Raw genomic sequence first — 24,516 nt, forward strand, 5'->3', positions numbered from 1 at the left:
CGGTAATCACGACCCGTCACCGCTCGAAGGCGGCGGTGTCTCCTGGCAGCGTATGCCGGCGCCGGCGATCTTCGCCGCAACGCCCGCGCCGCTCGCGGTGCCGGTGGAAACCATGCTCCAGACCGCGCTCGAACTTCATCAGGCTGATCGCCTGGACGAGGCCGAGACGCTGTACCGGCAGATTCTCTCGACCCACCCGGACCATGCGGACGCACAGCACCTGCTGGGGCTTATCGCGCATCAATTCGGGCAATACGACACCGCCTCCGAGCTGATCATGGCGGCGATCGCCCGCAACCCGCAGGCGATCTACTACTACAACCTTGGCAACGTCATGCAGACGCACAATCGGCCTGCAGCCGCGGCCGAGTGTTTCCGCCAGGCGTTGGCGCTGCAGCCGGACTATGTCGACGCGCATAACAATCTTGGCAATGCGCTGCGGGCCCTCAAGGAGTATGAAGCGGCGGCGCAGGCGTTTTGCGACGTCCTCAGCCTGCAGCCGGAGCACGGGCAGGCATACAACAACCTCGCGAACACGCTGATGGAACTCGACGAACTCGATGCCGCTATCGAGGCATACCGTCAAGCGATTTCGCTGCGACCGGATTTCGCCGCGCCGCGCAGCAATCTGCTGTTCGCTCTGAACTATAGACACGACCTGTCGGTAGCAGAGTACCTGGACGAGGCGCAGCGCTTTGCGCAAAGCGCTGGCGCCCAGGTGAAACCCTGGTCGGACTGGCTGGTGGATACCGGAGCGCGAACCACACGGCCGTTGCGCGTCGGCGTCGTCTCGGGCGATCTGAAGAAGCACCCGGTCGGGTACTTTCTGGAAAGCGTCGTAGCGAATCTTGATCCGGCGCGCGTCGAACTCTTCGCCTACCCGACGCGCGTGCGGGAAGACGAACTGACGTACCGCATCATGCCGCGCTTTGCCGCATGGACGAGCATTGCCGGCATGAGCGACGAAGCGGCCGCGCGGAGGATTCGCGACGACCGCATCGACGTGCTCATCGATGCGTCGGGCCACACCACGTACAACCGTTTGCCACTCTTCGCGCGCAAGCCCGCGCCGGTACAGGTGAGCTGGCCCGGCTATTTTGCCAGCACGGGTTTGCGCACGATCGACTATGTGCTCGGCGACCGTCACGTGCTGCCCGCTGCGGAAGAAGCGCACTTCGTCGAGAAGCCGTGGCGCCTGCCTGACAGCTACCTGTGCTTCACGCCGCCGCGCGATGACATCAAGGTCGGGCCGCTGCCGATGCTCGCCAACGGCCACGTGACGTTCGGATGCTTCGGCAAGCTGACGAAGGTGAGCGACCCCGTCATCGCCGTATGGTCCCGCCTGCTGCTGTCGGTACCGGGATCGCGCCTGTTCCTCAAGGCTGAACACCTCGACGTCGCGCACGTCCGCGAGGCAGTCGTCCGTCGTTTCGCCGCTCATGGAATCGCTGCTTCGCGATTGATCCTGGAAGGCCATTCGCCCCGCGGCGAATATCTGGCAGCGTTCAATCGCGTCGACATCACGCTAAGCCCGTTTCCGTATGCGGGCGGTACCACGACGGCTGAAGGCTTGTGGATGGGCGTGCCGGTGCTATGTCGCCGCGGCGACCGCTTCCTGTCGCACATCTGCGAAAGCCTGTTGCACTCGGCTGGTCTCGGCGGCTGGATTGCCGACAACGATGAAGACTATATCGCCCGGGCAGTAGCCTTTGCCGATGATAGCGAACGCCTGAGCGCACTGCGCGCGGGTCTGCGCGAGCAGGTGCTCGCGTCGCCGCTGTGCGATGCACCGCGGTTTGCGAAGAATCTCGAGAGCGCGCTTCACGGGATGTGGGCCCAACACATCGCCAGTGTGGAAGCGACGCAATGAACGCAGACTCGATCCTGATTACCGGCGGCGCCGGCTTTCTTGGCTCGCACCTGTGCGACCGGCTGGTGCGCGCCGGCCACGACGTGATGTGCGTCGACAATTTTCATACCGGCAGCAAGCAGAACATCCAGCATCTGATCGGCGAGGTGAACTTCGAGCTGATCCGCCACGATGTGTGGCTGCCCCTCTACGTCGAGGCGGACCGCGTGTTCAACATGGCCTGTCCGGCGAGTCCCGTGCACTATCAGAGCGATCCCGTTTCCACCGTGAAGACGGCGGTCCTCGGCGCGATCAACATGCTGGGGCTAGCCAAACGCTGCAGTGCGCGGATCCTGCAAGCGTCGACGAGCGAGGTCTACGGCGATGCGCAGCAGCATCCGCAGCAGGAAAGTTACTGGGGCAACGTGAATCCGAACGGACCGCGCGCCTGCTATGACGAAGGAAAGCGTTGCGCCGAAACGCTGTTTTTCGACTATCACCGGCAGCACGGCGTCGACATCCGGATCGTGCGGATCTTCAACACCTATGGACCGCGCATGCGCCCCGACGATGGCCGCGTCGTGTCGAACTTCATCATGCAGGCATTGAAGGGCGAGCCGATCACGCTATACGGCGATGGCAGCCAGACCCGCTCGTTCTGCTACGTCGATGATCTGGTCGAAGGGTTGCTGCGGATGATGGACCAGGACGACGAAGTCGGTCCGGTGAATGTCGGCAATCCGTCGGAAATTACGATCCGGGAACTGGCGGAAACGGTGCTGCGTCTGACCGGCTCGAAGAGCCGTCTCGTGTACCGCCCGCTTCCCCCGGACGATCCTGTTCAACGTCGGCCCGACATCTCGAAGGCGCGCCGGCATCTCGACTGGCAGCCCGGCATTGGACTCGAAGACGGTCTGAAGGAGACCATCGCATATTTCAGGAGGGTGGTGACATCATGAGTCTCGATATGGTGGCAGCGAGCTGCCCGGTTTGCGCTCACTTTGTCGCAGCCCGCTTTTTTCCGGCCGGCGAGCAAACCCTGGCGACGCTCGCCTGGCCCACGTCGGCCGACGCCGCACGCGCGTTGCCGCGCCATGCGCAGGACTTCGTCCAATGTCCGGCCTGTTCGCATGTCTGGAATCACAAATTCCGTTACGAAGCGATTCCCTACGAGAGCAATCCGAACCGGATGTTCAACAACGGCTCGATCTGGAAAGGCCACCTCGCTAACACGCGCGATTTGCTGTTGAACCGGCTGGCCGATGCGCCGCTCGTCGTCGAGATCGGTTGCGGCGAAGGGCATTTCGTGCGCGGGCTCGCGCAGGCGCGCGAGGCGGGCCGTTTTGTCGGCTTCGATCCGAACGCGAGCCCCGAAACGGGCAACGGTGTCGAGTTTCATGCGCGGCTGTTCGAGCCGCTCGTCGACATGGCTGCTTTCACGCCCGATGCCGTCGTGATTCGTCACGTGCTCGAACACCTCACCGAACCGGCGAAGCTGCTGGAAGCGCTTGCGTGGGGCGCGACCATGCAGGGCAAGGAATGCTGGCTGTTCGCCGAAGTGCCGTGTATTGACCGTGTCTTCGAAACCAGCCGGCTCGCCGATTTCTTCTACGAGCACGTGTCGCACTTCACCACCGAGTCGTTCCGTGCGCTGATGTCGCGTGCGGGCGAGGTCGTCACGCTCGAACACGGCTACGACGGCGAAGTTGTCTACGCGCTTGTCAGGCTCGGCGTCTCTACGCAGTCGCGCGTACGTGCGGAAGCCGCGGCCCGTTTCGCCGCGCGCACGGTGACAAGCCGCAAGACGATCGCGCAGCAACTGTCGGCGATTTCGGCATCGGGCAAACGCGTCGCAATCTGGGGAGGGACCGGGAAGGCCGCAGCCTTCATCCATCAATTCGGCGCCGACGCCCTGCGTTTTCCACTGGTTGTCGACTCTGATCCGCACAAGGCTGGCACCTACGTGCCGGGAACCGGGCAGCAGATCCAGTACCGCGACGTGCTGAAGGACGCTGCGGTCGATGTGATTGTGATACCCACGCAGTGGCGGGCGCGTGACATCATCGCTGAGATGTCACGCGAAGGAATCACCGTGCAGGACGTGATGATCGAGCACGACGGTGAACTCGTGAGCTTCGGCGCAGCCTCCCACCCCTATTGACGAACCGGACGGTGCGGCGGGAGGCGTTTCCGTGCGCCGCCCCCGACAGACCCATGCAAGATATTTCCCACTCCCTGAAGGCGGCGCTGGCGCATCACCGGTCCGGCGAACTGGCCGAGGCGAAGAGGCTGTACGAGCAGATCCTGCAGGCGCAGCCGGAGCATCCGGATGCGCTGCATTACCTGGGGCTGCTGGCCTGTCAGGTGCAGCAGCACGAGGTGGGCATCACGCTGATGGAGCGCTCGATCGCGGTGCAGGCGCAGCCCCAGCCGGCGTATTACAACAATCTGGGCAACATGCTGATGGAGCGTGGGCGGCTGGCGCAGGCGATCGAGCATTACCGGCGGGCGGTGTCGTTAAAACCGGATTACCCGGAGGCGCACAACAACCTGGGCAACGCGCTGCGCGAGGCGCGGCAGCCACAGGCATCGATGCTCAGCTGCGCGCAGGCGATCGAGCTGCGCCCGGGGTACGCGGAGGCCTACAACAACCTGGGCAACGCGCTGCAGGACCTGGGTGAGCTGGAGGCAGCGGCGGCCAGCTATGGCAAGGCGGTGGCGCTGCGGCCGGCGTATGCGCAGGCGCACAACAACCTGGGCAACGTGCAGCGGGCGCAGGGGCGGCGCGATGAGGCGATCGAAAGCTACCGGCAGGCGGTGTCGCTGATGCCGCAGCTGCGGATGGCGCATCACAGCCTGGGGCTGGCGCTGCGCGAGCGCGGCGCGCTGGCGGAGGCGATCGGGAGCCTGCGCCGCGGGCTGGGTGGAGAGGACGCGAACGCGCACAACAGTCTGGGTTGCGCGCTGCGCGACGCGGGCGAACTCGAAGAGGCGGTGACGCAGTTCGAGGCGGCCGTTGCGCTGGATCCGAAGCTGGCAATCGCGCACTGCAACCTGGGGGGCGCGTTGAGGCGCCAGAAGAAATACGACGCGGCAATCGTGTCGTGCCAGCGCGCGCTCGAACTCGACCCCCGGCTGGGCGAGGCGTACAGCAATCTGGGCAATGCGTACCACGAACTCCAAAAGCACGAGGCGGCCGAGCTGAGTTACCGCTATGCGCTCGAACTCAACCCTGACGATGCCGCCGTGCAAGACGAGCTGACGACGGTGCTGCTCAAGCAGGAGAAGCTCGAAGAAGCGATGGTGAGCAGCAACAAGGCCATGTCGCTCGTCACGCCGACCGCGCGGATGTACATCAATCTCGGTGACATCCTGCGCGCGCAAGGCGACGTCGATAGATCGGCCGCAGTTTACCGCCAGGCGATCCAGCTTGCGCCAGATCGACTGGATGCCTATAACCGCCTGCTGTTCAATCTCGCGGGTTCACCGAATACCTCGGTGGAAGCGTTCCGTGAAGAAGCGGTCCGTTTGGGCGACTTGATGGCCGAACACGCGAGGCCCTGGCGTCATTCGCCGCCCGTGAGCGGCGAGGCGCGCCCGCTGCGGGTGGGCTTCATGTCCGGCGACCTGAGATTGCACCCGATCGGCATCTTTCTCGAATCTGTCTGCGCGCACCTCAACTCTGCGCGCGTACAACTGGTCGCCTATTCGACCTGCGAGATCGAAGACGACATCACTGCGCGCCTCAAGCCGTATTTTTCCGGGTGGCACGCGCTGCATCACCTGAGCACTGAAGCGGCCGCGCAAAAGGTCTACGACGATCGAATCGATATCCTGGTCGATCTGTCCGGACATACGGGCTTCACCGGAATTCCAGTTTTCGCGTGGAAGCCGGCGCCGGTACAGGTGACGTGGATCGGTTTTTTTGCGACCACGGGCTGCAAGGCCATTGACTATGTCCTGGGGGACCGTCACGTGTTGCCGGAGTCCGAGGCATCGCACTTCGTGGAGAAGCCCTGGCGCCTGCCGGACAGCTATCTGTGTTTCACGCCGCCCGAGCCCGAGGTGAAGATCGGGCCGCTGCCGATGCTCACGAATGACGGCGTGACCTTTGGCTGCTTTGGCAAGCATATCAAGCTGAACGATAACGTCATTGCCGTTTGGTCCCGCCTGTTGCATGCGGTGTCCGGCTCGCGGCTGTTCCTGAAGTCGCCGGGGAGCAATGTGAAAGACATCTGGCGCTCGACGGTGAAACGCTTTGCGTCACATGGCATCGAGGCGGGGCGGCTGATTCTTGAAGCCGGCTCGCCCCGTGCGGAGTATCTCAATGCCTACAATCGCGTGGACATCACGCTGAGCCCGTTTCCCTATCCGGGGGGCACCACGACTGCCGAAGCCCTCTGGATGGGCTCGCCGGTGCTGTGCATGAAAGGCGACCGGTTCGTCACCCACATCTGCGAGAGCCTCCTGCACACGGCGGGTCTCGAAGACTGGATCGCCGAAAACGAGGAGGACTACATCGCCAGGGCCGTGGCGTTCTCTGCGGACCGCGAGCGTCTGCGCGCGCTGCGAACGGGCCTGCGCGCGCAGGTGCTGGCCTCGCCGCTATGCGATGCACAGCGTTTCGCCCGCAATCTCGAGGACGCCTTCCAGGGCATGTGGGCCCAGTACTGCGCCGGTGTCGCAGAAGCAGCCACTGAGGCGTGACTGAATGGAGCGTTGGCGAGAGGGCGTGTGATTGTCCTTGAACGCCGTGCTAAAGAGCCATGCAAGAGATATCGGAATCCCTGAAGGCGGCGCTGGCGCATCACCGGTCCGGCGAACTGGCCGAGGCGAAGAGGCTGTACGAGCAGATCCTGCAGGCGCAGCCGGAGCATCCGGATGCGCTGCATTACCTGGGGCTGCTGGCCTGTCAGGTGCAGCAGCACGAGGTGGGCATCACGCTGATGGAGCGCTCGATCGCGGTGCAGGCGCAGCCCCAGCCGGCGTATTACAACAATCTGGGCAACATGCTGATGGAGCGTGGGCGGCTGGCGCAGGCGATCGAGCATTACCGGCGGGCGGTGTCGTTAAAACCGGATTACCCGGAGGCGCACAACAACCTGGGCAACGCGCTGCGCGAGGCGCGGCAGCCACAGGCATCGATGCTCAGCTGCGCGCAGGCGATCGAGCTGCGCCCGGGGTACGCGGAGGCCTACAACAACCTGGGCAACGCGCTGCAGGACCTGGGTGAGCTGGAGGCAGCGGCGGCCAGCTATGGCAAGGCGGTGGCGCTGCGGCCGGCGTATGCGCAGGCGCACAACAACCTGGGCAACGTGCAGCGGGCGCAGGGGCGGCGCGATGAGGCGATCGAAAGCTACCGGCAGGCGGTGTCGCTGATGCCGCAGCTGCGGATGGCGCATCACAGCCTGGGGCTGGCGCTGCGCGAGCGCGGCGCGCTGGCGGAGGCGATCGGGAGCCTGCGCCGCGGGCTGGGTGGAGAGGACGCGAACGCGCACAACAGTCTGGGTTGCGCGCTGCGCGACGCGGGCGAACTCGAAGAGGCGGTGACGCAGTTCGAGGCGGCCGTTGCGCTGGATCCGAAGCTGGCAATCGCGCACTGCAACCTGGGGGGCGCGTTGAGGCGCCAGAAGAAATACGACGTGGCGATCGTGTCGTGCCAGCGCGCGCTCGAACTCGATCCCCGGCTGGGCGAGGCGTACAGCAATCTGGGCAATGCGTACCACGAACTCCAAAAGCATGAGGCGGCCGAGCTGAGTTACCGCCATGCGCTCGAGCTCAACCCTGACGATGCCGTCATGCACCACAATCTCGCGGTTCTGCTCGTCGAGCAGCGCAAGCTTGAAGAGGCGCTGGCGAGTTGTCGCAAGGCGCTGTTACTGGACGGGGCGGCGGCTATACATGCCACGCATGGCGACATTCTTCACACACTCGGGCAGCATGAGGCTGCAGTTGACGCCTATCTCGAAGCACTCGAACGGGGTTTCCGGGCAGTCAATATGTACTACACGCTGATGTTCAGCATGACGTCCGTTGCGCGGTTTTCGCCTGAGACGGTGCGCGGTTATGCGGCCCGGTTTGGCGAGCGGGCAGCCGAAGACGCGCGACCCTGGCATCACGTGCCGGCGAGCACGGAGGTCACGCGGCCGCTGCGCGTGGGGTTTGTCTCCGGCGATCTGAAGTGCCACCCTGTTGCCTTTTTCCTCGAAAATGTCGTGGCGCACCTGAATCGGGAGCGCGTGCAACTGGTCGCCTACTCGACGCATGCCTTCGTGGATCAAATGACCGTGCGCCTCAAGCCCCGTTTCGAGCGGTGGCACGACGTGAGCGGTATGCCTGACGACGCCTGCGCGAATCTCATTCGTGCCGATCGCATCGACATCCTGGTCGATCTGTCAGGGCATACCGCATACAGCCGGCTGTCGGTGTTTGCCTGGAAACCGGCTCCGGTGCAGGTGACCTGGCTTGGCTTTTTCGCGACCACGGGCCTCGAGGCGATTGACTATATTCTGGCGGACCGTCATGTGTTGCCGGAGTCCGAAGCGTCGCACTTCGTGGAGAAGCCCTGGCGCCTGCCTGACAGCTATCTGTGCTTTGCGCCGCCCGAGCCGGAAATCGCGATCGGCTCGCTGCCCGCGTCGCAAAATGGATTCGTCACGTTCGGCTGTCTGAATAGCGCCGACAAGATCGGCGATTCAGTGGTTGCGCTCTGGTCACGTGTGCTGCATGCGGTGCCCGGCTCACGTCTGCTTTTGAAGGCGAGTCAGTTTATGAGGCCGACGGGGCGCAGCGTAATGACCGAACGGTTTGGGGCGCATGGCATTGCCAACGAGCGCCTCTTGCTGGAGGGCTTCACGACGCGGACTGCACATCTCGAGACATACAACCGCGTCGATCTCGCGCTCGATCCATTTCCGTATCCGGGCGGCACGACGAGCGTGGAGAGCCTGTGGATGGGCGTACCGGTGCTCACGCGCCGCGGCGACCGGTTTCTGTCACACGTGGGCGAAACGATTGCTCACACCGCGGGTATGGCAGACTGGATTGCCGCAGACGACGATGATTACATCTCCAAAGCCGTGGCGTTCTCTGCGGACCGCGAGCGTCTGCGCGCGCTGAGAGCGGGCTTGCGCGAGCAGCTTCTGGCATCGCCGCTATGCGATGCCGCGCGCTTCGCGCGCAATCTGGAAGAGGCTTTCGAAGGAATGTGGAAGAGGTACATCGCCGGGGCTCCGGACGGAACTTGACGGCGTGCTGTGCGTCGGCAGACCCTGGGCGGCGGGTCGCTGCGCATGCGCGTCCCGCCGACGCACAAAAAAAAGCCGCATGACTGCGGCTTTCCAGGACACCTCTAACATTCCCCATTCGATGGATGGGGTATTCACTGCGTCATGCCAGATTCCGTTGCGGCGCGCGCCGTCGGTACTTCAAAGCATCGCCGTCGAGTGATACTTGCTCACGGATTCGAGACGCCGTATCGCGCGATTGTGATGCTCCTCGAGATTCTCCTTGCCGGCCTTGATCTGCTCCGTGACTGCACGGTCGATTTGCTGGATTTCGCGGATCATGGCGAGTGCTTCCTCCGGCTGCCCGGGCTGCAGGGACATCAACAGGGCCGAGCGCTCGTCACCCAGCGCCGCCGCCTTCACCCAATCGCCCTGCGCGACGGCGGTTTTGAGTGCGTGCGTCAACGTGAGGGCGCGGCGAAGCGAATTGCTTTCCATTCTTCTTTCCACTCCTGAAAGTCGATCGTGACAGGTGCCGTTTCGTTACTTGTTGGTGGCGAGCGTGCCGGCGCTGCTCGTACCGCCAAACAGCTGGGTCAGATATGTTGTATTGCTCTGCATCTGCGCCATCAGGGTGTTGAGCGCCGTGAACTGGGCGTTGTATTGCGCGGTCAACGAGTTCTGATAGTTTGTGAGCTGGGTACTCTGATCCTGCAGGCTCGACAGGTCGTTATTCAAAAACTGCGTGCGCTGGTCGATGACGCCGGTCGTCTCCGTGTACGGCGTGAGGAAGTCATTCAACGATGCACCGATGCCGTTCGTCGAGTTGAACACGGCAGCTACCGCCGAACTGTTCGACGTCAATGCCGTTTGCAACGCCGTGCTGTCGACCTTGATCGTGCCGTCCGGCTGCAGATTCAGACCCAGCGAGGACAGGCTGTACGTCTTGCTGCCTGAGCTCACGCCAGCGCTGATGAGGCTGGCGATACCGTTCGTGATCGAATTCAGCATGGCATCGCCGAGCAGCGGGCCCGCTGTCGCAGCGTTTCCGCCGCTCGCCGCCGTATACGAACTCAGTCCCGACGCAGTGGTGATCACGTTGTTGTACGCCGTCACGAAACTATTGATCGCCGTGGTAATGCCCGTCGTATCCTGCGCAAGCGTCAGCGTCTGCTGTTGATTGACAGCAGCCGACGTCAGGTTCAGCGTCACGCCGGGCAGTGCACTGGAGATTGAGTTCGTTGCGCTGGTGACAGTATTGCCGTCAATCTTGACCGAGGCGTCCGCGGCCGCCGTTACCGTCGTGTAGCCCGTCGCCAGCGCCTGGTTGAGACCGCTCGTCGCCGAGAGCGAAACCGTGTTGGCGGCGCCGGTCGAATTCGACGACACCACCAGGTGCTGACCGTCCGCCGCATTGACGACCGTTGCCGTGACTCCGGGATTGCTGCTCGACGCGTTGATGTTTGCGGCGATGGTGGAAAGCGTGTCCGTCGCTGACACGCTGATCTGCATCGAGCCAGTAGTGCCCAGGCCGACGGTCAGCGTGCCGGAGCCGAAATTTTGGGTGGAGGTGAAAGCCTGCGACGAAATCGAGTTGGCCGTCGCAATGCTGGACACCAGAATGGTGTGGGTGCCCGCTGCCGCGCCGGTCGTCGTGGTCGCTGTCAGGCCTGAACCGCTTGCAGTGGCGCTCAGTTGCCCCAGGGTGGAGCCGTCCGAGAGACCGCTCAATGAAGTTTGAAGCGCAGACAACGCAGACTTGATCTGCCCGATTGCGGTCAGTTCGGTATTGTCGCTTGTCTGGGCGTTGCTGATGGCCGTCGACTGGCCGACAGTCTTCGAAGTGACTAAAGCCGATACGAGAGAACTGACATCGAGCGATGATTTGGTCGAACCGGCGATGATGGACTGAGCCGCCTGTGCGAGCTGGCTGCTGATACTGGAGGCGGTCGTCGATGTCGTAGTGGCGGTCATTCAGAAACTCCGGTCGTCGATTCGAAGTAGCAGATTTGTGCTCGTTATAAATGCATGACGGGAGGCGTGCCTCCCGGTTACACGGCGATGCGCCTGAGTACCGGAGCCGCTTGCTGCTGCAGCTCCGGCCAGACAGCGGCGCGTTGATGCGCGCCGCTTGCCAGTCATGCTTACTGGAGCAGCTTCAGAACCTGCTGCGGCAGCGAGTTCGCCTGAGCCAGCACCGAGATGCCAGCCTGTTGCAGCACCTGTGCCTTGCTCAGGTTCGCCGTTTCCTGTGCGAAGTTGGCGTCGGTAATCTGCGATTCTGCCGCGCTCATGTTGGTCGATTCCGTTTCCGTCGTCGAAATCGCCTGGGTGATCGTGTTCTGCTGTGCACCCAGAGTTGCCTGGAAGGTATTCACGCTGGCGAGCGCGGTATCGATCGAGGTCATCGCCGTTTGTGCCAATGCAGCTGTCGACACGGAGAGCGCGTTGACGCCGAGGCCGGTCGAATTCCACACGGTGGCGCCGAAGCTCAGCGCGGTTTGTTGACCTGCAAATGCACCAATCTGGAAGTTCACCGTGCTCGCGCCCGACAGGACTGCCGTGCCGTTGAACGTGGTTTGTGACGCGATGCGGGTGATGTCGGCAAGACGCGTTTGAACTTCGGCGTCCAGGTTCGACAGCGCAGCGGAGTTCAGCGAACCGTCACCGGCTTGAACTGCCAGCTGGCGGATACGTTGCAGGTCGGCGACGGTCGAAGCAAGCGCGCCGTTGGCCGTTTGCACCATCGAGACCGCGTTGTTCGCGTTGGAGACGCCCTGGTTCAGCGCGTTGATCATCGCCGTTTGCGACGTCGCGATTGCGTTGCCTGCTGCGTCGTCAGCTGCAGTGTTGATACGCTTGCCCGACGAGAGGCGGTTGATCGCCTGCGACAGCGCGCTTTGCGAACCCGAGATATTGGTCTGTGCCGTCAGCGACAGAAGATTGGTGTTTATGCTCAGCATTTGCATCCTCTTTTGGAAAACGCCTCGGAAATAGGCTGTTTCGGTCCAGGCGTCGCGCTTGTTGATGAGTGGCGCCGCCTTTTCTGGTTGTCGGCGAGATCAGACGAAAACTTTAGGGGCTATTTGAAAATGGGGGTTCGAACTCATTGGCGGGAGCCGCATGGCGCATGACGTCGAGGTCCTGGCGGCGATCGAATCACGCTGCGGCCGAGGGGCGACGTCGAGGCTGTCCGCTGCGAGCGTCGGCAATGCGGCGTATTCTTGACGCTCTTGAGGCATATTGCGTGTGGAGGCGTCATGCAGAAACGCACTATCGGAAGCTCTTCGCTACAGGTCGCGCCGCTGGTATTCGGCGGAAACGTGTTCGGCTGGACCGCCGATGAAGCCACTTCATTCTCGATTCTCGACGCCTTTGTCGATGCCGGGCTCGACTTCATCGATACCGCGGACGTTTACTCCGCGTGGGTGCCGGGCCACCAGGGCGGCGAGTCGGAAACCATCATCGGCAAGTGGCTGAAGAAAAGTGGCAAGCGCGACAAGGTTGTGCTCGCGACGAAAGTGGGGATGCTCGCAGCGCGCAAAGGCCTGTCCGGCGGCAATATCCAGGCAGCGGTCGAAGATTCGCTGCGCCGCCTGCAAACCGACTATGTCGATGTCTATTTTTCTCACCTTGACGATGCGGATACGCCGCTCGCGGAGACCCTCGGTGCTTATCAGCGCCTGATCGAGGTGGGCAAGGTGCGTGTGATCGGAGCGTCGAACTACAGCGGCGCGCGCCTTGAAGAGGCGCTCTCGGTCGCGCAGCAGCACGGGTTGCCCAAATACCAGTTGATCCAGCCCGAATACAACCTGTACGATCGCGCAGCCTACGAAAGCGACGTCGAACCGGTTGCTCAGGCGCACCGGCTGGGCGTCGTGACCTACTACAGCCTCGCAAGCGGTTTCCTGTCCGGGAAATACCGGTCTGGCGCGGATCTGGGTAAAAGCGCACGGGGCAGCCGCGTCGAAAAATACCTCAACGAGCGCGGCACTCGCATCCTCGAAGCGCTCGACGACGTCGCCGGCCGGCATCACAGCACCCCCGCGACGGTGTCGCTCGCATGGCTGATCGCGCGGCCGAGCGTGACGGCACCGATCGCGAGCGCGACGTCGGTTGAACAGCTGAAAAGTCTTGCCGCAGCGGTCCATCTGACGCTTAGCGACGCCGATATCCGCCAGTTGAACGACGCAAGTGCCTGAGCCAAAGCGCTAAAACGGTGGTCGGCACGATATTTTCCTGATATCATCGGGAGTGAATTGAGATCTTTGCCTGTTTCGTGGTCGATTTGTAGTCAAAGTCGGCGGCGAAGTGGGCATCAGACGCGGCGCTGCATTGTGCGTCTGCCCGCGTTTCGCGGTGAACTCCCCACCTCTCTTTTCCGGCCTCCGTGGCCGCTTTGCCTCTCGTTTTCGTCCATGGTTTCGTTTGCCTGTTATTGGCCATGTATCGAAACGACCGGAGTGCCGGCGCGTGAGCGGGTTGCCGCCACGCAATTAACCGTATCAAGCGATTTAGTTAGGAATTACATGACGACGATTCTTCTGAAAGAAAACGAGCCGTTCGAAGTGGCGATCCGCCGCTTTCGTCGCGCTATCGAAAAGAATGGCCTGATCGCCGAGCTGCGTGAGCGCCAATCGTATGAAAAGCCGACGACGGCGCGTAAGCGCAAGAAAGCAGCAGCTGTGAAGCGCTTGCACAAGCGCCTGCGCAGCCAGCAGCTGCCGAAAAAGCTGCACTAAGCAAGCTTTCCGGTATGGCCAGACGGCGGTGACGCTTCGAAAGAAGCGTCACCGCCGTTTTGTTTCGGCAGCGCGAAAGCGGGCACCGGCAGGCGTCCGCGCGCAGAGTTCTGCAACTTCGCGTTCTGCGATGGACCACCTGCCGCGAGGCACAGCGTCCGTTCAGATGCGCCTCGATATCGGACCGCTCTTTATGTGCTCCGCGGACAGCGAGAACTGGCGGGCGATCGAACTGAGCCGCTCCTACCATTCCCATGTGCCTAACGCGTCGTGAACGTTTTGCAGGCAGCTAAGCAATTCAACGGTGGTGGCGTCGTAAATGTTGATACGTGCGCGAAAGAGTGCTTTCTTCAATGCCGCGATACCGATGTCCATGTAGGCCGGCACGACCCAGAGCGGTAAAAACGTAGCGGCCGGTTTTGCGGGCGCGCAATTTTGACATGAAGCGAAGTCGCTTGCAGCGACGCGGTACTTCGCAGGGCCTTCTGCATAAGGCTTTCGGGAGGCGGCCTTGAGGAGGACGGGATTGTCCCGAGCATCGAGGGTAACCCGTTAAACAACTGTATAAAAAGCAACTGCGACACGAATCGTCAGTTTTCAGGCGACCGTGCGTTTGCGCCCTTTTTTGCCGAGCGAGGCACACCGGGCGCGGCACTCGCAAGTCTGCTCATGATCGTTGACCATGCCTATGGCCTGCATGAACGAGTAGCAGATCGTCGTCCCGACGAACTTGCAGCCATATCGTTTCAGCGCCTTGCTGAGAGCATCCGAAATCTCTGTCGACGCTGGCGCCTCCTTGTACGACGCCCAGTTGTTCTGGAGCGGGGTCTGGTCGACGAAGGACCACACGAAATTGGCAAGCGAGCCGTGCTCCGCCTGGATCTGCTGCACGGCGCGCGCATTGGTGACAGCCGACTCGAGTTTCCCGCGATGGCGCACGATGGCGGCGTCCAGCACCAGGGCGTCGATCTGTTTCGGCGTGAAGCCTGCGACCTTGTCGATATTGAAGTCTGCGAACGCACGACGGTAACCTTCACGCTTGTTCAAGATCGTCGACCAGGACAATCCGGCCTGTGCGCCTTCCAGCACGAGCATTTCGAACAGGTGCTGGTCGTTCCGCGAGGGCACGCCCCATTCTGTATCGTGGTACTGCGCGAGCGCTTCGCTCGTCGCCCAGTTGCATCGATGTTTCACTTTCCGGCTCCTGCGAGTGGGATGTGAAGGAGATCACGCGCGTGTGTGTTGCCGCCGACACGGCTACGCAAGAATAGCCGAACGGATGCGCGCCGCCACCTGGCCAGACGGCCGATTGCCGGATCGAGGCGAACCCGATACGCTTTGCAGCACTTACTCTAACGAACGCATTCGATGACTCAAAACTATTTCATTGTCGGTGTCGACGGCGGTGGTTCCGGCACGAGGCTCGTGTTGGGCGATGCGCGTGGCGCAGAACTCGCACAGGCTATGGGTGGCCCATCCGGGCTCGGACTCGGTGTCCAACGCGCGTGGCAGTCCATCGAGTCCGCGTGCCGCGACGCGTTCACGCGCGCCGGACGCGAATTCGACTGGTCGCGTTGCGTCCTCGGTTGTGGACTGGCGGGCGTGAACAACCGTGACTGGCTCGCCGCCTTCCACGCGCACGCGCCGACACTCGCGGGCCTGGCCGTTGAAAGCGACGCGTACACCACGCTCCTCGGCGCGCACGGCGAAGCCCATGGCGTGGTCGTGGCGCTCGGAACGGGAAGTGTGGCGGCGTCGGCCGATGGAGAAGGACCGTGGCGCATCGCGAGCGGTTACGGGTTTCCGTCCGGCGACGAGGCAAGCGGTGCATGGTTGGGATTGCGCGCCATCGTTCACGCGCAGCAGGCGCTCGATAACCGGGTGCCGCAGGACGCGTTTTCGCAGGCTCTCCTTGAACACGTCGGCGCCAGCGACAGGGACAACCTGATCGTGTGGCTGTGCGAGGCTAACCAGACCGCCTATGCGGGCCTTGCGCCCATTGTGCTCGCGCACAGCGGGCATCCGTTCGCAGCCCGTTTGCTAGTCGAGGCGGGCGTCGAGATCGCGAAAATGATCGACGCACTGGACCCGTCCGGAACGCTTCCTGTCGCGCTGTGCGGCGGCCTGGGCGAACCGCTGCGGCCCTATGTGCCGCAATCGTATCGTCCCCGGCTGCGCGCACCGCTCGCCGATTCGGCACACGGCGCCCTGCAGCTCGCACAGCGTGAAGCGGCGCACCTCCTGTCGACATCCAGCGGCGCAACGGGCGTCAGGGGTGACGCGATTGAACGCTAAAATAGCTCCTCTGATGCTGCCCGGCTGCCTGCAAAATGTATAAAGTCATCGCCACCGATCTCGACGGAACCCTCCTCAACAGCGACCACCAGGTCGATCCGTTCACCGTATCCACAGTGCGCGCGCTGGAGGCGCAGGGTACGCATTTCGTGATCGCGACGGGACGCCACTACTGCGATGTCGCCGGAATCCGCGATGTGCTCGGCATCCGCCCCTATCTGGTTACGTCGAACGGCGCACGGGTGCATGGGCCGGACAACGCATTGATCCACGCAAGCGATCTGCCGCCGGATATCGTGCGGCGCCTCGTGTATCCGCACGTCGCCGGCGAACACGGGCGGGTGATCGTGAATCTCTTCGCCGACGAGGCATGGCTTATCGATCGCGATGCGCCAGAACTCCTGCGCTTCCATCAGGATTCGGGCTTCACATACGAAGTGACGAACCTTCGTCAGCACGATGGCAGCGATATCGCGAAGGTGCTTTATATCGGCGAGCCTGCTGATCTGGCGCAGGTCGCAGCGAATCTCGAGCGCGAGTTTGGCGACAAGCTCTACGTGACCTATTCGCTACCCGACTGTCTTGAGGTGATGACAGCGAATGTATCGAAGGGGCGCGCACTGCAGGTCGTGCTGGACCGTCTGGGCGTCGACGCGGCTCTCTGCGTCGCGTTCGGCGACAACATGAATGATATCGATCTGCTCGAAACGGCTGGGCATCCGTTCATGATGAACAACGCCAATCCTGATCTCATCACGCGTCTGCCGAACGTGCCGCGTATCGGCAACAACTTCGAGGCGGGCGTTGCGCATCATCTGCGCAAGCTGTTCGCGATGGACGGCGCGGTGACGTCATAGGTCTCCGGCTACCTGAACCGGTGTGACGCAGCGACACTCACCGCGCCACGCAAGCCGGCTTGCGGCGGCGATCGGCCGTGGAACCAACCGCCGCCGTGTGCGCGATTGAGGCGCTTATCCGTGCCAGCCGTAGCCACGGTCCCCGCGAGCGTCCCAGCCGCCCCGGTCGTTGCGTTCATTGTCGTAGCGGCGATGGTCACCGCGGTCCCAGCGTTGCTGATCCCAGTCACGGTGGTCCCAGCCGCCGCGATTCCAGCCGGGATGATCGTATACCGGTTGGGGCGCTGCATAGACCGGTGCCGGTTGTACATAGACCGGCGCAGGAGCACCCAGCGAGAGACCGATGTTCAGATCCGTATGTGCCTCGGCGACACCGCACGCGCCGGCGGCAAGACCTGCAGCAACGAGCAGATGAGTAACGATGCGTTTCATGGTTCTTCTCCTGTCTCGCGACATAGTTGTCGCACAGGTTCAATCTACGCATCCGGGAAGGGTTCGACTGCGACCAGATGTTACGGAGTGCAAGCGTCGATGCGAGCTGCGCTAATGGTGCGGTCTGCAGGAGCCGTTGGGAGATACATCGATAAGCAGTGCATCGCGCGTCCCTCAAGGGGTTCAGCCAGCACGCACAGAGCGGGTGCGAGGTCGTCGGGTCGCGGCGAGCGCATCAAGGTAAGCGACACTTACATTTGTGCCATTCATTAATGTTCGCGATTGCCTTCCCCGTCTCGCGAACCGTTGAGCAGGTAGCGTAGCAAGCAGAACGGGCGCCGAAGCGCCCGTTCACGGATACAGATCGCGATGTCTGCCCGAAAAGCGGACACCAGAAAAGTGCGGTCCTAGTTCAAAACCGGAGCAGTCTGGCGTTCATCCGCAACGAGCGGGTACACCACGCCCGCGATCACAGCGCCGAGGAGCGGCGCGATCCAGAACAGCCACAACTGGTCGACCGCAGCACCACCTGCAAAAAGCGCTGGCCCTGTCGAACGCGCTGGATTGACGGACGTATTTGTCACCGGAATCGATATCAGATGGATGAGCGTGAGGCAGAAGCCGATGGCGATGGGTGCAAAGCCAGCGGGCGCGCGTCGATCCGTGGCACCGAGGATCACGAACAGGAAGAAACCCGTCATCACGACCTCGCAGATGAACGCGGAAATCATCGAGTAGTGGCCCGGGGAACGATCGCCGTAACCATTGCTGGCGAACCCGCTGGCTACGAGATCAAAACCGGGCTTGCCCGACGCGATCAGCGAGAGCACGAAGGCGCCGAGCACTGCGCCGACGACCTGCGCCGCGATGTACGGCACGAGATGCCGTGCCGGAAAGCGGCCGGCAACCGTCAAGCCGACACTCACCGCCGGATTCAGATGACATCCGGAAATGTGACCGATGGCATAGGCCATCGTCAGGACAGTAAGGCCGAATGCGAGCGAAACGCCCACGAAGCCGATGCCGAGCCCATGAGCCGGCCCGGCGAAGCTGGCGGCAAGCACGGCGCTGCCGCAGCCGCCGAGCACCAGCCAGAAAGTGCCGAAGAGCTCGGCTGCGACACGTTTTGACAACTGCATATACGTATTCCTGAAAATTCGCTTGAAAAATTCGCCTGAAAAAGTTCGAGACGGGAAGCGGAGCGGCGACCTGCCGACGCGCACCGCCGTGCCCGATTCTAGACAAACGATCAACGCAACGTGGTCAAGAATTGTCAATTCCGAGCAGGTCGCTTCGATTATTTCGGAGAAAGAGTCACACGATTTAAAAGTCACCCGGTGCTTAATTATTATCAGAGGATTTCTTGATATGCAGGTGTAATTCGCATTGCGAATTTCTTTATTTGCGGCTAATCTCCGATCGAATGACACCTAGAAAAGGGCAGAGACCAAAATGTCACAATACGCAGATCTGAAGGTTCAGATTGCGAAGCTCCAGGCGCAGGCCGAGGAAGCGCGGCGCACTGAACTCGTGAACGTCATTGCCGAGATCCGGACCAAGATCGTCGAGTACGGTCTGTCCGCCCAGGACCTCGGATTTGCCGCGGCAGCGCGGCGTGGGCGGCCTCCAAAGAAGGCGCCATTGCCGCCGCGCTATCAGGATCCGAAGACGGGCAGTACGTGGAGCGGCCGGGGCAAGCCGCCAAAATGGATCGCGGGCAAGAATCGCGAGCGGTTCCTGATCGAGCCGTAATCAACCGACCGTGTGAAAGCTCTCTGAAGGCATGTGGGGCAAATCAATCCTTTTTGTGCCCCTTTTGCGCCAATAAAAAAGGCTGCCTTTAAAGGCAGCCTTTTTGTCGATGGCGGGTGGTTTTTCCGATTTTCGAATCGCGCAAACGATTCACCTGGCAAAGTTACGCGCAATTAGAGCGCAACACCTAGCCGACCGCTACGCGACGCAGTATCGGGCGGCGCGTTTCTTCAACGAGTGCCGTATAGCCGTCCACGTAATTCTGCGCCATCGTTTTCGAGCTGAAGCGACGTTCGAACTGCGCGCGAATTTCGCTGCGCGATAGTTCGTCGATCCGCTGCAGCGCCGCGACCGCGCCTTGCACGTCTTCGCAGATGAAGCCGGTCACACCGTGGTCGATCACCTCAGGCACCGAGCCGCGGTTGAACGCGATGACCGGCGCACCGCATGCCATCGACTCGATCATCACAAGCCCGAACGGTTCGGACCAGTCGATAGGAAATAGCAGCGCCTTCGCGCCCGACAGAAACTCGGGCTTCTGCGCTTCGGTGATCTCGCCGACGAACTCGACGTGCGCCTGCGACAACAGAGGTTCGATTTCCGTCTTGAAGTATTCCTGGTCAGCCTTGTCCACCTTGGCGGCGATCTTCAGCGGCAGGCCGCTCTGGGCAGCGATCCTGATGGCTGTATCGACGCGTTTCTCAGGACAGATACGGCCGAGGAACGCCAGATACTCTGGCTTTTTGTGAGCTTGCGGCGTCAGCAGCTGCTCCGGCAGGCCGTGATAGATCGTGTTGAGCCAGTTCGCCTGTGGCAGCGGCTGCCGTTGTGAATCGGAAATCGACACCACCGGGACGTTGGAGAACGCGTCGAACACCGGCTGCAGTTCTGGCAGATCGAGACGGCCGTGCAGCGTGGTGACAAACGGCGTGTCGAGCGTAGAGAACAGCGGGAAGGGCAGATAGTCGAGATGGAAGTGCAGCACATCGAACTTGTGGGCGACCTGGCGTACCTTCTCCATCATCAACACATGCGGCGCCATCGCGTCGCGCACCGTCGGATCAAGACGCAGCGCGCGCGGCCAGCAGGCTTCGAGATCCGCCGAAGTGACCGAGTCGCCGCTTGCGAAGAGCGTCACATCGTGGCCGAGATCGACAAGCGCTTCGGTGAGGTAGGACACAACGCGCTCCGTGCCGCCGTAAAATTTCGGCGGGACAGCTTCATAAAGCGGCGCAATCTGTGCGATTCGCATGCGGTTCTCCTTGTTCAGAAAGGCTTCGCGCAACGGCGCTCAGGTCGAGCGACACGCAAATGCCTGGTCGGGCGGGTGAGCTTCTTTTGGTCGCCACACGAGGAACATGCCCGAACCGGATCGGGTTATCCCTGACGTTCATTATCAGGATCGGCCGCCGCATTTCGAGGTATTTTTCAAACGCTTAATGTTGTTACAGCGCGATACACGCCCTGTAACGGGGCTGTACTGGAGGTGGAAAACCCTTGCCAGTAAAGGCGTTCAGCCACTTCGGAGGACATCCTGCGGAGCAGCAGGCGAGAGCCCGGGTCGATCTATCACGCATATCTTGCAGCGTGACGAAAACGCTCTATAATCCCGGCGAATTCTTCTCCACGCCGCCCGGTGCGGCAAAAATTCCCCGCAAAATCCCCACGTTGTCCGGTTTGTAGGAAAAATTCCTACAGTATTAATGGAGTTTTCCGTCAGAACGACGGGGCGTCTTTCCGATTTCCGTTCGTATTCCCTTTGGACACAATGCTGGCAAGACCATAAACGGGCCGTTCGTGCGTTTGTCATGCATGCGAGCGAGCAAACGTTTCCGCAAGACCAGACCAAGCCAGATCGACACTCGGGGGAATGATGAGCGCAACAAGCGAAATGCTCAGTGAGATCAGAGAAGTTAACCTGTCTTATCTGTTGCTGGCCCAGCGCCTTCTTCGCGAGGACAAGCCCATGGGAATGTTCCGCATGGGCATTTCAGATCAGCTGGCCGACGTGCTGACGAATCTGTCGCTCGCGCAGACCGTCAAGCTGGCCGCATCGAACCAGGTGCTATGCCGCTTCAGGTTCGATGACCACGCGATTCTTTCGTCGCTTGCCGACAAGGGCAAGCAGGGCGCCATTGCCCAGGCCCATTCCGCGATCCTGATGGCGAGCCAGCCGACCGAGCAGATCGGTTGACGCCCGCTTCACACCCCACTCAATCCAGCAGCATCGCGGGAAAAGAGGCGGATGGCACATAAAAGCGTGGTGATGGAAGTCAGGGAAATCACCCTGGCGATCGAACTGATCGAACTCGGCGCGCGTTTGCAACTGCTCGAGGCGGAAACGAGCCTGTCGCGCGACCGGCTGATCAAGCTCTACAAGGAGCTGAAGGGCGCGTCGCCGCCCAAAGGCATGCTGCCCTTCTCGACCGACTGGTTCATGACATGGCAGCCAAACATCCACTCGTCGCTGTTCTATAACGTCTACCGGTTCATGAGCGTGCAGGGCGGCTGCGAGACGATCCAGTCGATCGTGAAGAGCTACCGGCTGTATATGGAGCACGTCCAGTTGCAGAGCGACGAGCCCGTGTTGAGCCTGACGCGCGCATGGACGTTAGTGCGCTTCTTCGACTCCGGCATGTTGCAGATGACGCCGTGCTCGCGCTGTCGTGGGCATTTTGTCGCGCATGCGCATGATCCGCGGCATGGTTTCGTCTGCGGATTGTGTCAACCGCCTTCGCGGGCGGGCAAGACCAAAAAGGCCGCCGACGCGAAGGCCCGTGCCGCCGACGATGTGGTGCTGGTCGCCTGAACCGGCGGCTTGCCGATCGCCCGGCAGGCCGCACCGCGCCTTGCTGTGCTCCGCTGGTATACACCGGGGGCGCCAGCCCCTTTTCCCCCAAAGTTTTCTGCCCGCCTGCCGTAAACCAGTTTAACGACGGTCTCCCGTCGCTTCTTTGTGAGGGCTCGGCAGTGTTGATTTTCGTGGGAACACTCGTAACGCTGTTGTCCGTCTTCGGCGGCTATGTGCTGGAAGGCGGCCATCTTGCCGCGCTGTTGCAGCCCGTCGAAGTGCTGATGATCGTGGGTGCGGGCGTTGGCTCATTCATTCTCGGCAACGGGATGAAGACGATCAAGGCCACGCTTCGCGTGATCCCGTCGCTTTTCAAAGGCGCCAAGTACAACAAGGACGTCTACATGGAGCTGATGGCGCTCCTGTACGTGCTGCTCGCGAAGGCGCGCAAGGAAGGCACGCTGACGCTCGAGGCCGACATCGACGATCCGTCGAAGAGCCCGATCTTCACACAGTATCCGAAGATCCTCGCAGACCAGCACATCGTTGAATTCCTGACCGACTACCTGCGGCTGATGGTCGGCGGCAACATGAACGCGTTCGAAATCGAAAGCCTCATGGACGAGGAAATCGAAACACACCATCACGAAGGCGAGGCTCCGGCCCACGCGCTCACCAAGGTCGGCGATGCGATGCCGGCCTTCGGGATCGTCGCCGCCGTGATGGGCGTGGTCCACACGATGGCGTCCGCCGACAAGCCGCCTGCCGTGCTCGGCGAGATGATCGCCCAGGCGCTCGTCGGCACCTTCCTCGGGATTCTGCTTGCCTACGGGCTGATCGGACCGCTCGCGAGCGTCGCTGAACAGCGCGTGACCGAGTCGACCAAGATGTTCCAGTGCATCAAGGTGACGATTCTCGCCAGCCTGAACGGCTATGCGCCGGCGATCGCCGTCGAGTTCGGCCGCAAGGTGCTCTTCTCGACCGAACGCCCGTCGTTCACCGAGCTGGAAGAGCACGTGCGCCGCGTGAAGGCGAAGTAAGGCACGGGCCGGGGATCAGCCGATGAGTAAGGACAAGGACCGCGCAATTGTCGTCAAGCGCTCGGCGCCGCCGAAGAAAGGCCATCACGGGGGCGCGTGGAAGCTTGCCTATGCGGACTTCATGACCGCAATGATGGCGTTCTTCCTGCTGATGTGGCTGCTGAGTTCGGCCTCGACGGTGCAGTTGAAGGGCATTGCGGATTACTTCAACCAGCCGCTGAAAGTCACGCTGTGGGGCGGCGATCGCAGCGCAGTGGATTCGAGCGTCGTGAAGGGCGGCGGCCGCGACATCTCGACCGACAGGGAAGGCATTACCCGTCAGACCGACGGTTCGATTGTGCGCGCCGAGCACAGCGAAGCGCACAACGACGACGAAGCGCTCAAACAGATGCAGGGCTCGCTCGAGCGCCGCGAGCAGGTTCGTCTGCATGACCTTCAGGTGAAGCTGATGGCCGCGATCGAAGCGAATCCGGTGCTGCGCCAGTTCAAGCAGCAGATCCGGATCGATTCGACGCTGACGGGCCTGCGCATCGAGATCGTCGACTCGCAGAAGCGGCCGATGTTCGCGACCGCGGAGGACGTCGTCGAGCCGTACATGCGCGACATTCTGCGTGCGATCGGCAGCACGCTGAACGACGTGCCTAACCGCATCGTCGTGCAGGGGCACACCGACGCGGTCCAGTACGCGGGCGGCGAGAAGGGCTACAGCAACTGGGAGTTGTCGGCGGATCGGGCGAATGCCTCGCGCCGCGAGCTGATCGCGGGCGGCATGGATGAAGCGAAAGTGCTGCGCGTGCTGGGTCTCGCATCGACGCAGAACCTGAACAAGGCCGACCCGATGGATCCGGAGAACCGCCGGATCAGCATCATCGTGCTGAACAAGCGGTCGGAAGAGGCATTGACGCGCGACGATACGACGACCACCACGTTGTCCAACGACGCTGCGGGCTCGAAGCCGCTTCTGGACAGTATCGCGCAACCGGCGGCGGTTGCCCCGAAGCCGGCGACGGCGACGCAGTAAAGGAACGCAGTTGTCCGGCCACGTTCGCGCCGCCGGCGCGGCGCAGCAGGCGAGGCAACTTAAAGTGAGCGCAACGAGGTTTTCATGATCAGGCACATTCTGGCAATCGACGATTCGGCAGCGATGCGGGAGATTCTCTCCGCGACGCTGACGGCGGCCGGCTATCAGGTGACGCTCGCGGCCGACGGCGAAGAGGGACTGGAGAACGCGCTCGCGATTCCCTTCGACCTCGTGCTGACGGACCAGCATATGCCGCGCCGATGCGGTCTCGATCTGATTGCCGCGCTGCGCGACAACCCTGCATACCAGGCGACGCCCATTCTTGTACTGACGACCGAATCCGGTGACACGTTCAAGGCGGCGGCGCGCGACGCAGGTGCGACCGGCTGGATCGAAAAGCCACTCGACCCCGACATGCTGACCGAACTGGTTGCGGCGCTTGCCGCACCCAGCGACGTCTGAGCGGCAACAAGCTAATGCGCAAACCGGCCCCAGCCCAGACAGATCTCTC

General features: G+C 62.1%; 22 protein-coding genes. 15 read left to right on the forward strand and 7 right to left on the reverse strand.

Annotation, left to right across the window (positions count from 1 at the left end; translation table 11 throughout):
* Nucleotides 1-52: 52 nt before the first annotated feature.
* The 5 genes from P3T23_RS05730 to P3T23_RS05750 are packed head-to-tail and all read left to right on the forward strand — an operon-like array spanning nucleotide 53 to nucleotide 9,096.
* Nucleotides 53-1,870 (forward strand): tetratricopeptide repeat protein, encoded by a 1,818-nt coding sequence (locus P3T23_RS05730; RefSeq protein ID WP_429315360.1) that lies wholly within the window; start codon nucleotides 53-55, stop codon nucleotides 1,868-1,870.
* Entirely contained in the window at nucleotides 1,867-2,808 is a 942-nt protein-coding gene (locus P3T23_RS05735; protein ID WP_429315206.1) for a UDP-glucuronic acid decarboxylase family protein, read from the forward strand. The genes P3T23_RS05730 and P3T23_RS05735 overlap by 4 nt, the downstream gene beginning before the upstream one ends.
* Complete coding sequence (locus P3T23_RS05740) at nucleotides 2,805-4,010, forward strand: class I SAM-dependent methyltransferase (RefSeq protein ID WP_429315207.1); 1,206 nt, start codon at nucleotides 2,805-2,807, stop codon at nucleotides 4,008-4,010. Before P3T23_RS05735 ends, P3T23_RS05740 begins: the two co-directional genes overlap by 4 nt.
* A gap of 53 nt (nucleotides 4,011-4,063) precedes the next feature.
* The gene (locus P3T23_RS05745; RefSeq protein WP_429315208.1) at nucleotides 4,064-6,556 is read left to right on the forward strand and encodes a tetratricopeptide repeat protein; all 2,493 of its coding nucleotides are present in this window, start codon (nucleotides 4,064-4,066) and stop codon (nucleotides 6,554-6,556) included.
* A gap of 59 nt (nucleotides 6,557-6,615) precedes the next feature.
* Nucleotides 6,616-9,096, forward strand: coding sequence for a tetratricopeptide repeat protein (locus P3T23_RS05750; RefSeq protein ID WP_429315209.1), 2,481 nt, complete (start codon nucleotides 6,616-6,618; stop codon nucleotides 9,094-9,096).
* 180 nt (nucleotides 9,097-9,276) lie between these two features.
* Here P3T23_RS05750 and P3T23_RS05755 read toward each other — a convergent pair whose 3' ends face one another.
* The 3 genes from P3T23_RS05755 to P3T23_RS05765 form a co-directional block, all read right to left on the reverse strand.
* Nucleotides 9,277-9,573 carry a flagellar protein FliT gene (locus P3T23_RS05755; protein ID WP_429315210.1) on the reverse strand — a complete coding sequence of 99 codons (297 nt, stop codon included), beginning with the start codon at nucleotides 9,571-9,573 and terminating at the stop codon, nucleotides 9,277-9,279.
* 45 nt (nucleotides 9,574-9,618) lie between these two features.
* Entirely contained in the window at nucleotides 9,619-11,049 is a 1,431-nt protein-coding gene (fliD, locus tag P3T23_RS05760; protein ID WP_429315211.1) for a flagellar filament capping protein FliD, read from the reverse strand.
* Between the two features lie 170 nt (nucleotides 11,050-11,219).
* Nucleotides 11,220-12,038, reverse strand: coding sequence for a flagellin domain-containing protein (locus tag P3T23_RS05765; RefSeq protein ID WP_429315212.1), 819 nt, complete (start codon nucleotides 12,036-12,038; stop codon nucleotides 11,220-11,222).
* Between the two features lie 297 nt (nucleotides 12,039-12,335).
* On the opposite strand from P3T23_RS05765, the gene P3T23_RS05770 reads away from it, so the two are divergent.
* Nucleotides 12,336-13,277, forward strand: coding sequence for an aldo/keto reductase (locus P3T23_RS05770; RefSeq protein WP_429315213.1), 942 nt, complete (start codon nucleotides 12,336-12,338; stop codon nucleotides 13,275-13,277).
* Nucleotides 13,278-13,604: 327 nt separating this feature from the next.
* Nucleotides 13,605-13,817 carry a 30S ribosomal protein S21 gene (gene rpsU / locus P3T23_RS05775; protein WP_074262890.1) on the forward strand — a complete coding sequence of 71 codons (213 nt, stop codon included), beginning with the start codon at nucleotides 13,605-13,607 and terminating at the stop codon, nucleotides 13,815-13,817.
* Between the two features lie 597 nt (nucleotides 13,818-14,414).
* Here rpsU and P3T23_RS05780 read toward each other — a convergent pair.
* Nucleotides 14,415-15,011, reverse strand: a complete 597-nt coding sequence (locus tag P3T23_RS05780) for a DNA-3-methyladenine glycosylase I (RefSeq protein ID WP_429315214.1) — start codon at nucleotides 15,009-15,011, stop codon at nucleotides 14,415-14,417.
* Between the two features lie 174 nt (nucleotides 15,012-15,185).
* On the opposite strand from P3T23_RS05780, the gene P3T23_RS05785 reads away from it, so the two are divergent.
* Together P3T23_RS05785 and P3T23_RS05790 are read left to right on the forward strand one after the other, a co-directional pair.
* Nucleotides 15,186-16,112, forward strand: a complete 927-nt coding sequence (locus tag P3T23_RS05785; RefSeq protein ID WP_429315215.1) for a BadF/BadG/BcrA/BcrD ATPase family protein — start codon at nucleotides 15,186-15,188, stop codon at nucleotides 16,110-16,112.
* Nucleotides 16,113-16,147: 35 nt separating this feature from the next.
* Complete coding sequence (locus tag P3T23_RS05790; protein WP_429315216.1) at nucleotides 16,148-16,969, forward strand: Cof-type HAD-IIB family hydrolase; 822 nt, start codon at nucleotides 16,148-16,150, stop codon at nucleotides 16,967-16,969.
* Nucleotides 16,970-17,083: 114 nt separating this feature from the next.
* On the opposite strand, the gene P3T23_RS05795 is transcribed toward P3T23_RS05790, so the two are convergent.
* Entirely contained in the window at nucleotides 17,084-17,401 is a 318-nt protein-coding gene (locus P3T23_RS05795; protein ID WP_429315217.1) for a PXPV repeat protein, read from the reverse strand.
* Between the two features lie 407 nt (nucleotides 17,402-17,808).
* Entirely contained in the window at nucleotides 17,809-18,540 is a 732-nt protein-coding gene (gene aqpZ, locus P3T23_RS05800) for an aquaporin Z (RefSeq protein ID WP_429315218.1), read from the reverse strand.
* A gap of 313 nt (nucleotides 18,541-18,853) precedes the next feature.
* Here aqpZ and P3T23_RS05805 point away from each other — a divergent pair, with 313 nt between their 5' ends.
* On the forward strand, nucleotides 18,854-19,153 hold the full coding sequence (locus P3T23_RS05805; RefSeq protein WP_429315219.1) for an H-NS histone family protein: 300 nt from the start codon (nucleotides 18,854-18,856) through the stop codon (nucleotides 19,151-19,153).
* 187 nt (nucleotides 19,154-19,340) lie between these two features.
* On the opposite strand, the gene P3T23_RS05810 is transcribed toward P3T23_RS05805, so the two are convergent.
* Entirely contained in the window at nucleotides 19,341-20,405 is a 1,065-nt protein-coding gene (locus tag P3T23_RS05810; RefSeq protein WP_429315220.1) for a glycosyltransferase family 4 protein, read from the reverse strand.
* A 621-nt stretch (nucleotides 20,406-21,026) separates the two neighbouring features.
* Here P3T23_RS05810 and flhD point away from each other — a divergent pair.
* The 5 genes from flhD to P3T23_RS05835 all read left to right on the forward strand — a co-directional run bounded on the left by flhD (nucleotide 21,027) and on the right by P3T23_RS05835 (nucleotide 24,467).
* Nucleotides 21,027-21,347: a flagellar transcriptional regulator FlhD gene (gene flhD / locus P3T23_RS05815; protein ID WP_429315221.1), complete on the forward strand. Its 321-nt coding sequence runs from the start codon at nucleotides 21,027-21,029 to the stop codon at nucleotides 21,345-21,347.
* Nucleotides 21,348-21,398: 51 nt separating this feature from the next.
* Nucleotides 21,399-21,962, forward strand: a complete 564-nt coding sequence (flhC, locus tag P3T23_RS05820) for a flagellar transcriptional regulator FlhC (protein WP_429315222.1) — start codon at nucleotides 21,399-21,401, stop codon at nucleotides 21,960-21,962.
* Nucleotides 21,963-22,123: 161 nt separating this feature from the next.
* Nucleotides 22,124-22,984: a flagellar motor stator protein MotA gene (gene motA / locus P3T23_RS05825; RefSeq protein ID WP_133661332.1), complete on the forward strand. Its 861-nt coding sequence runs from the start codon at nucleotides 22,124-22,126 to the stop codon at nucleotides 22,982-22,984.
* Nucleotides 22,985-23,006: 22 nt separating this feature from the next.
* Nucleotides 23,007-24,005: a flagellar motor protein MotB gene (gene motB / locus P3T23_RS05830; protein ID WP_429315223.1), complete on the forward strand. Its 999-nt coding sequence runs from the start codon at nucleotides 23,007-23,009 to the stop codon at nucleotides 24,003-24,005.
* 84 nt (nucleotides 24,006-24,089) lie between these two features.
* Entirely contained in the window at nucleotides 24,090-24,467 is a 378-nt protein-coding gene (locus P3T23_RS05835; protein WP_429315224.1) for a response regulator, read from the forward strand.
* The last annotated feature ends 49 nt before the right edge of the window (nucleotides 24,468-24,516 follow it).

This window comes from Paraburkholderia sp. GAS448 (genome assembly GCF_050435685.1).
In the GTDB taxonomy this organism is placed as follows: domain Bacteria; phylum Pseudomonadota; class Gammaproteobacteria; order Burkholderiales; family Burkholderiaceae; genus Paraburkholderia.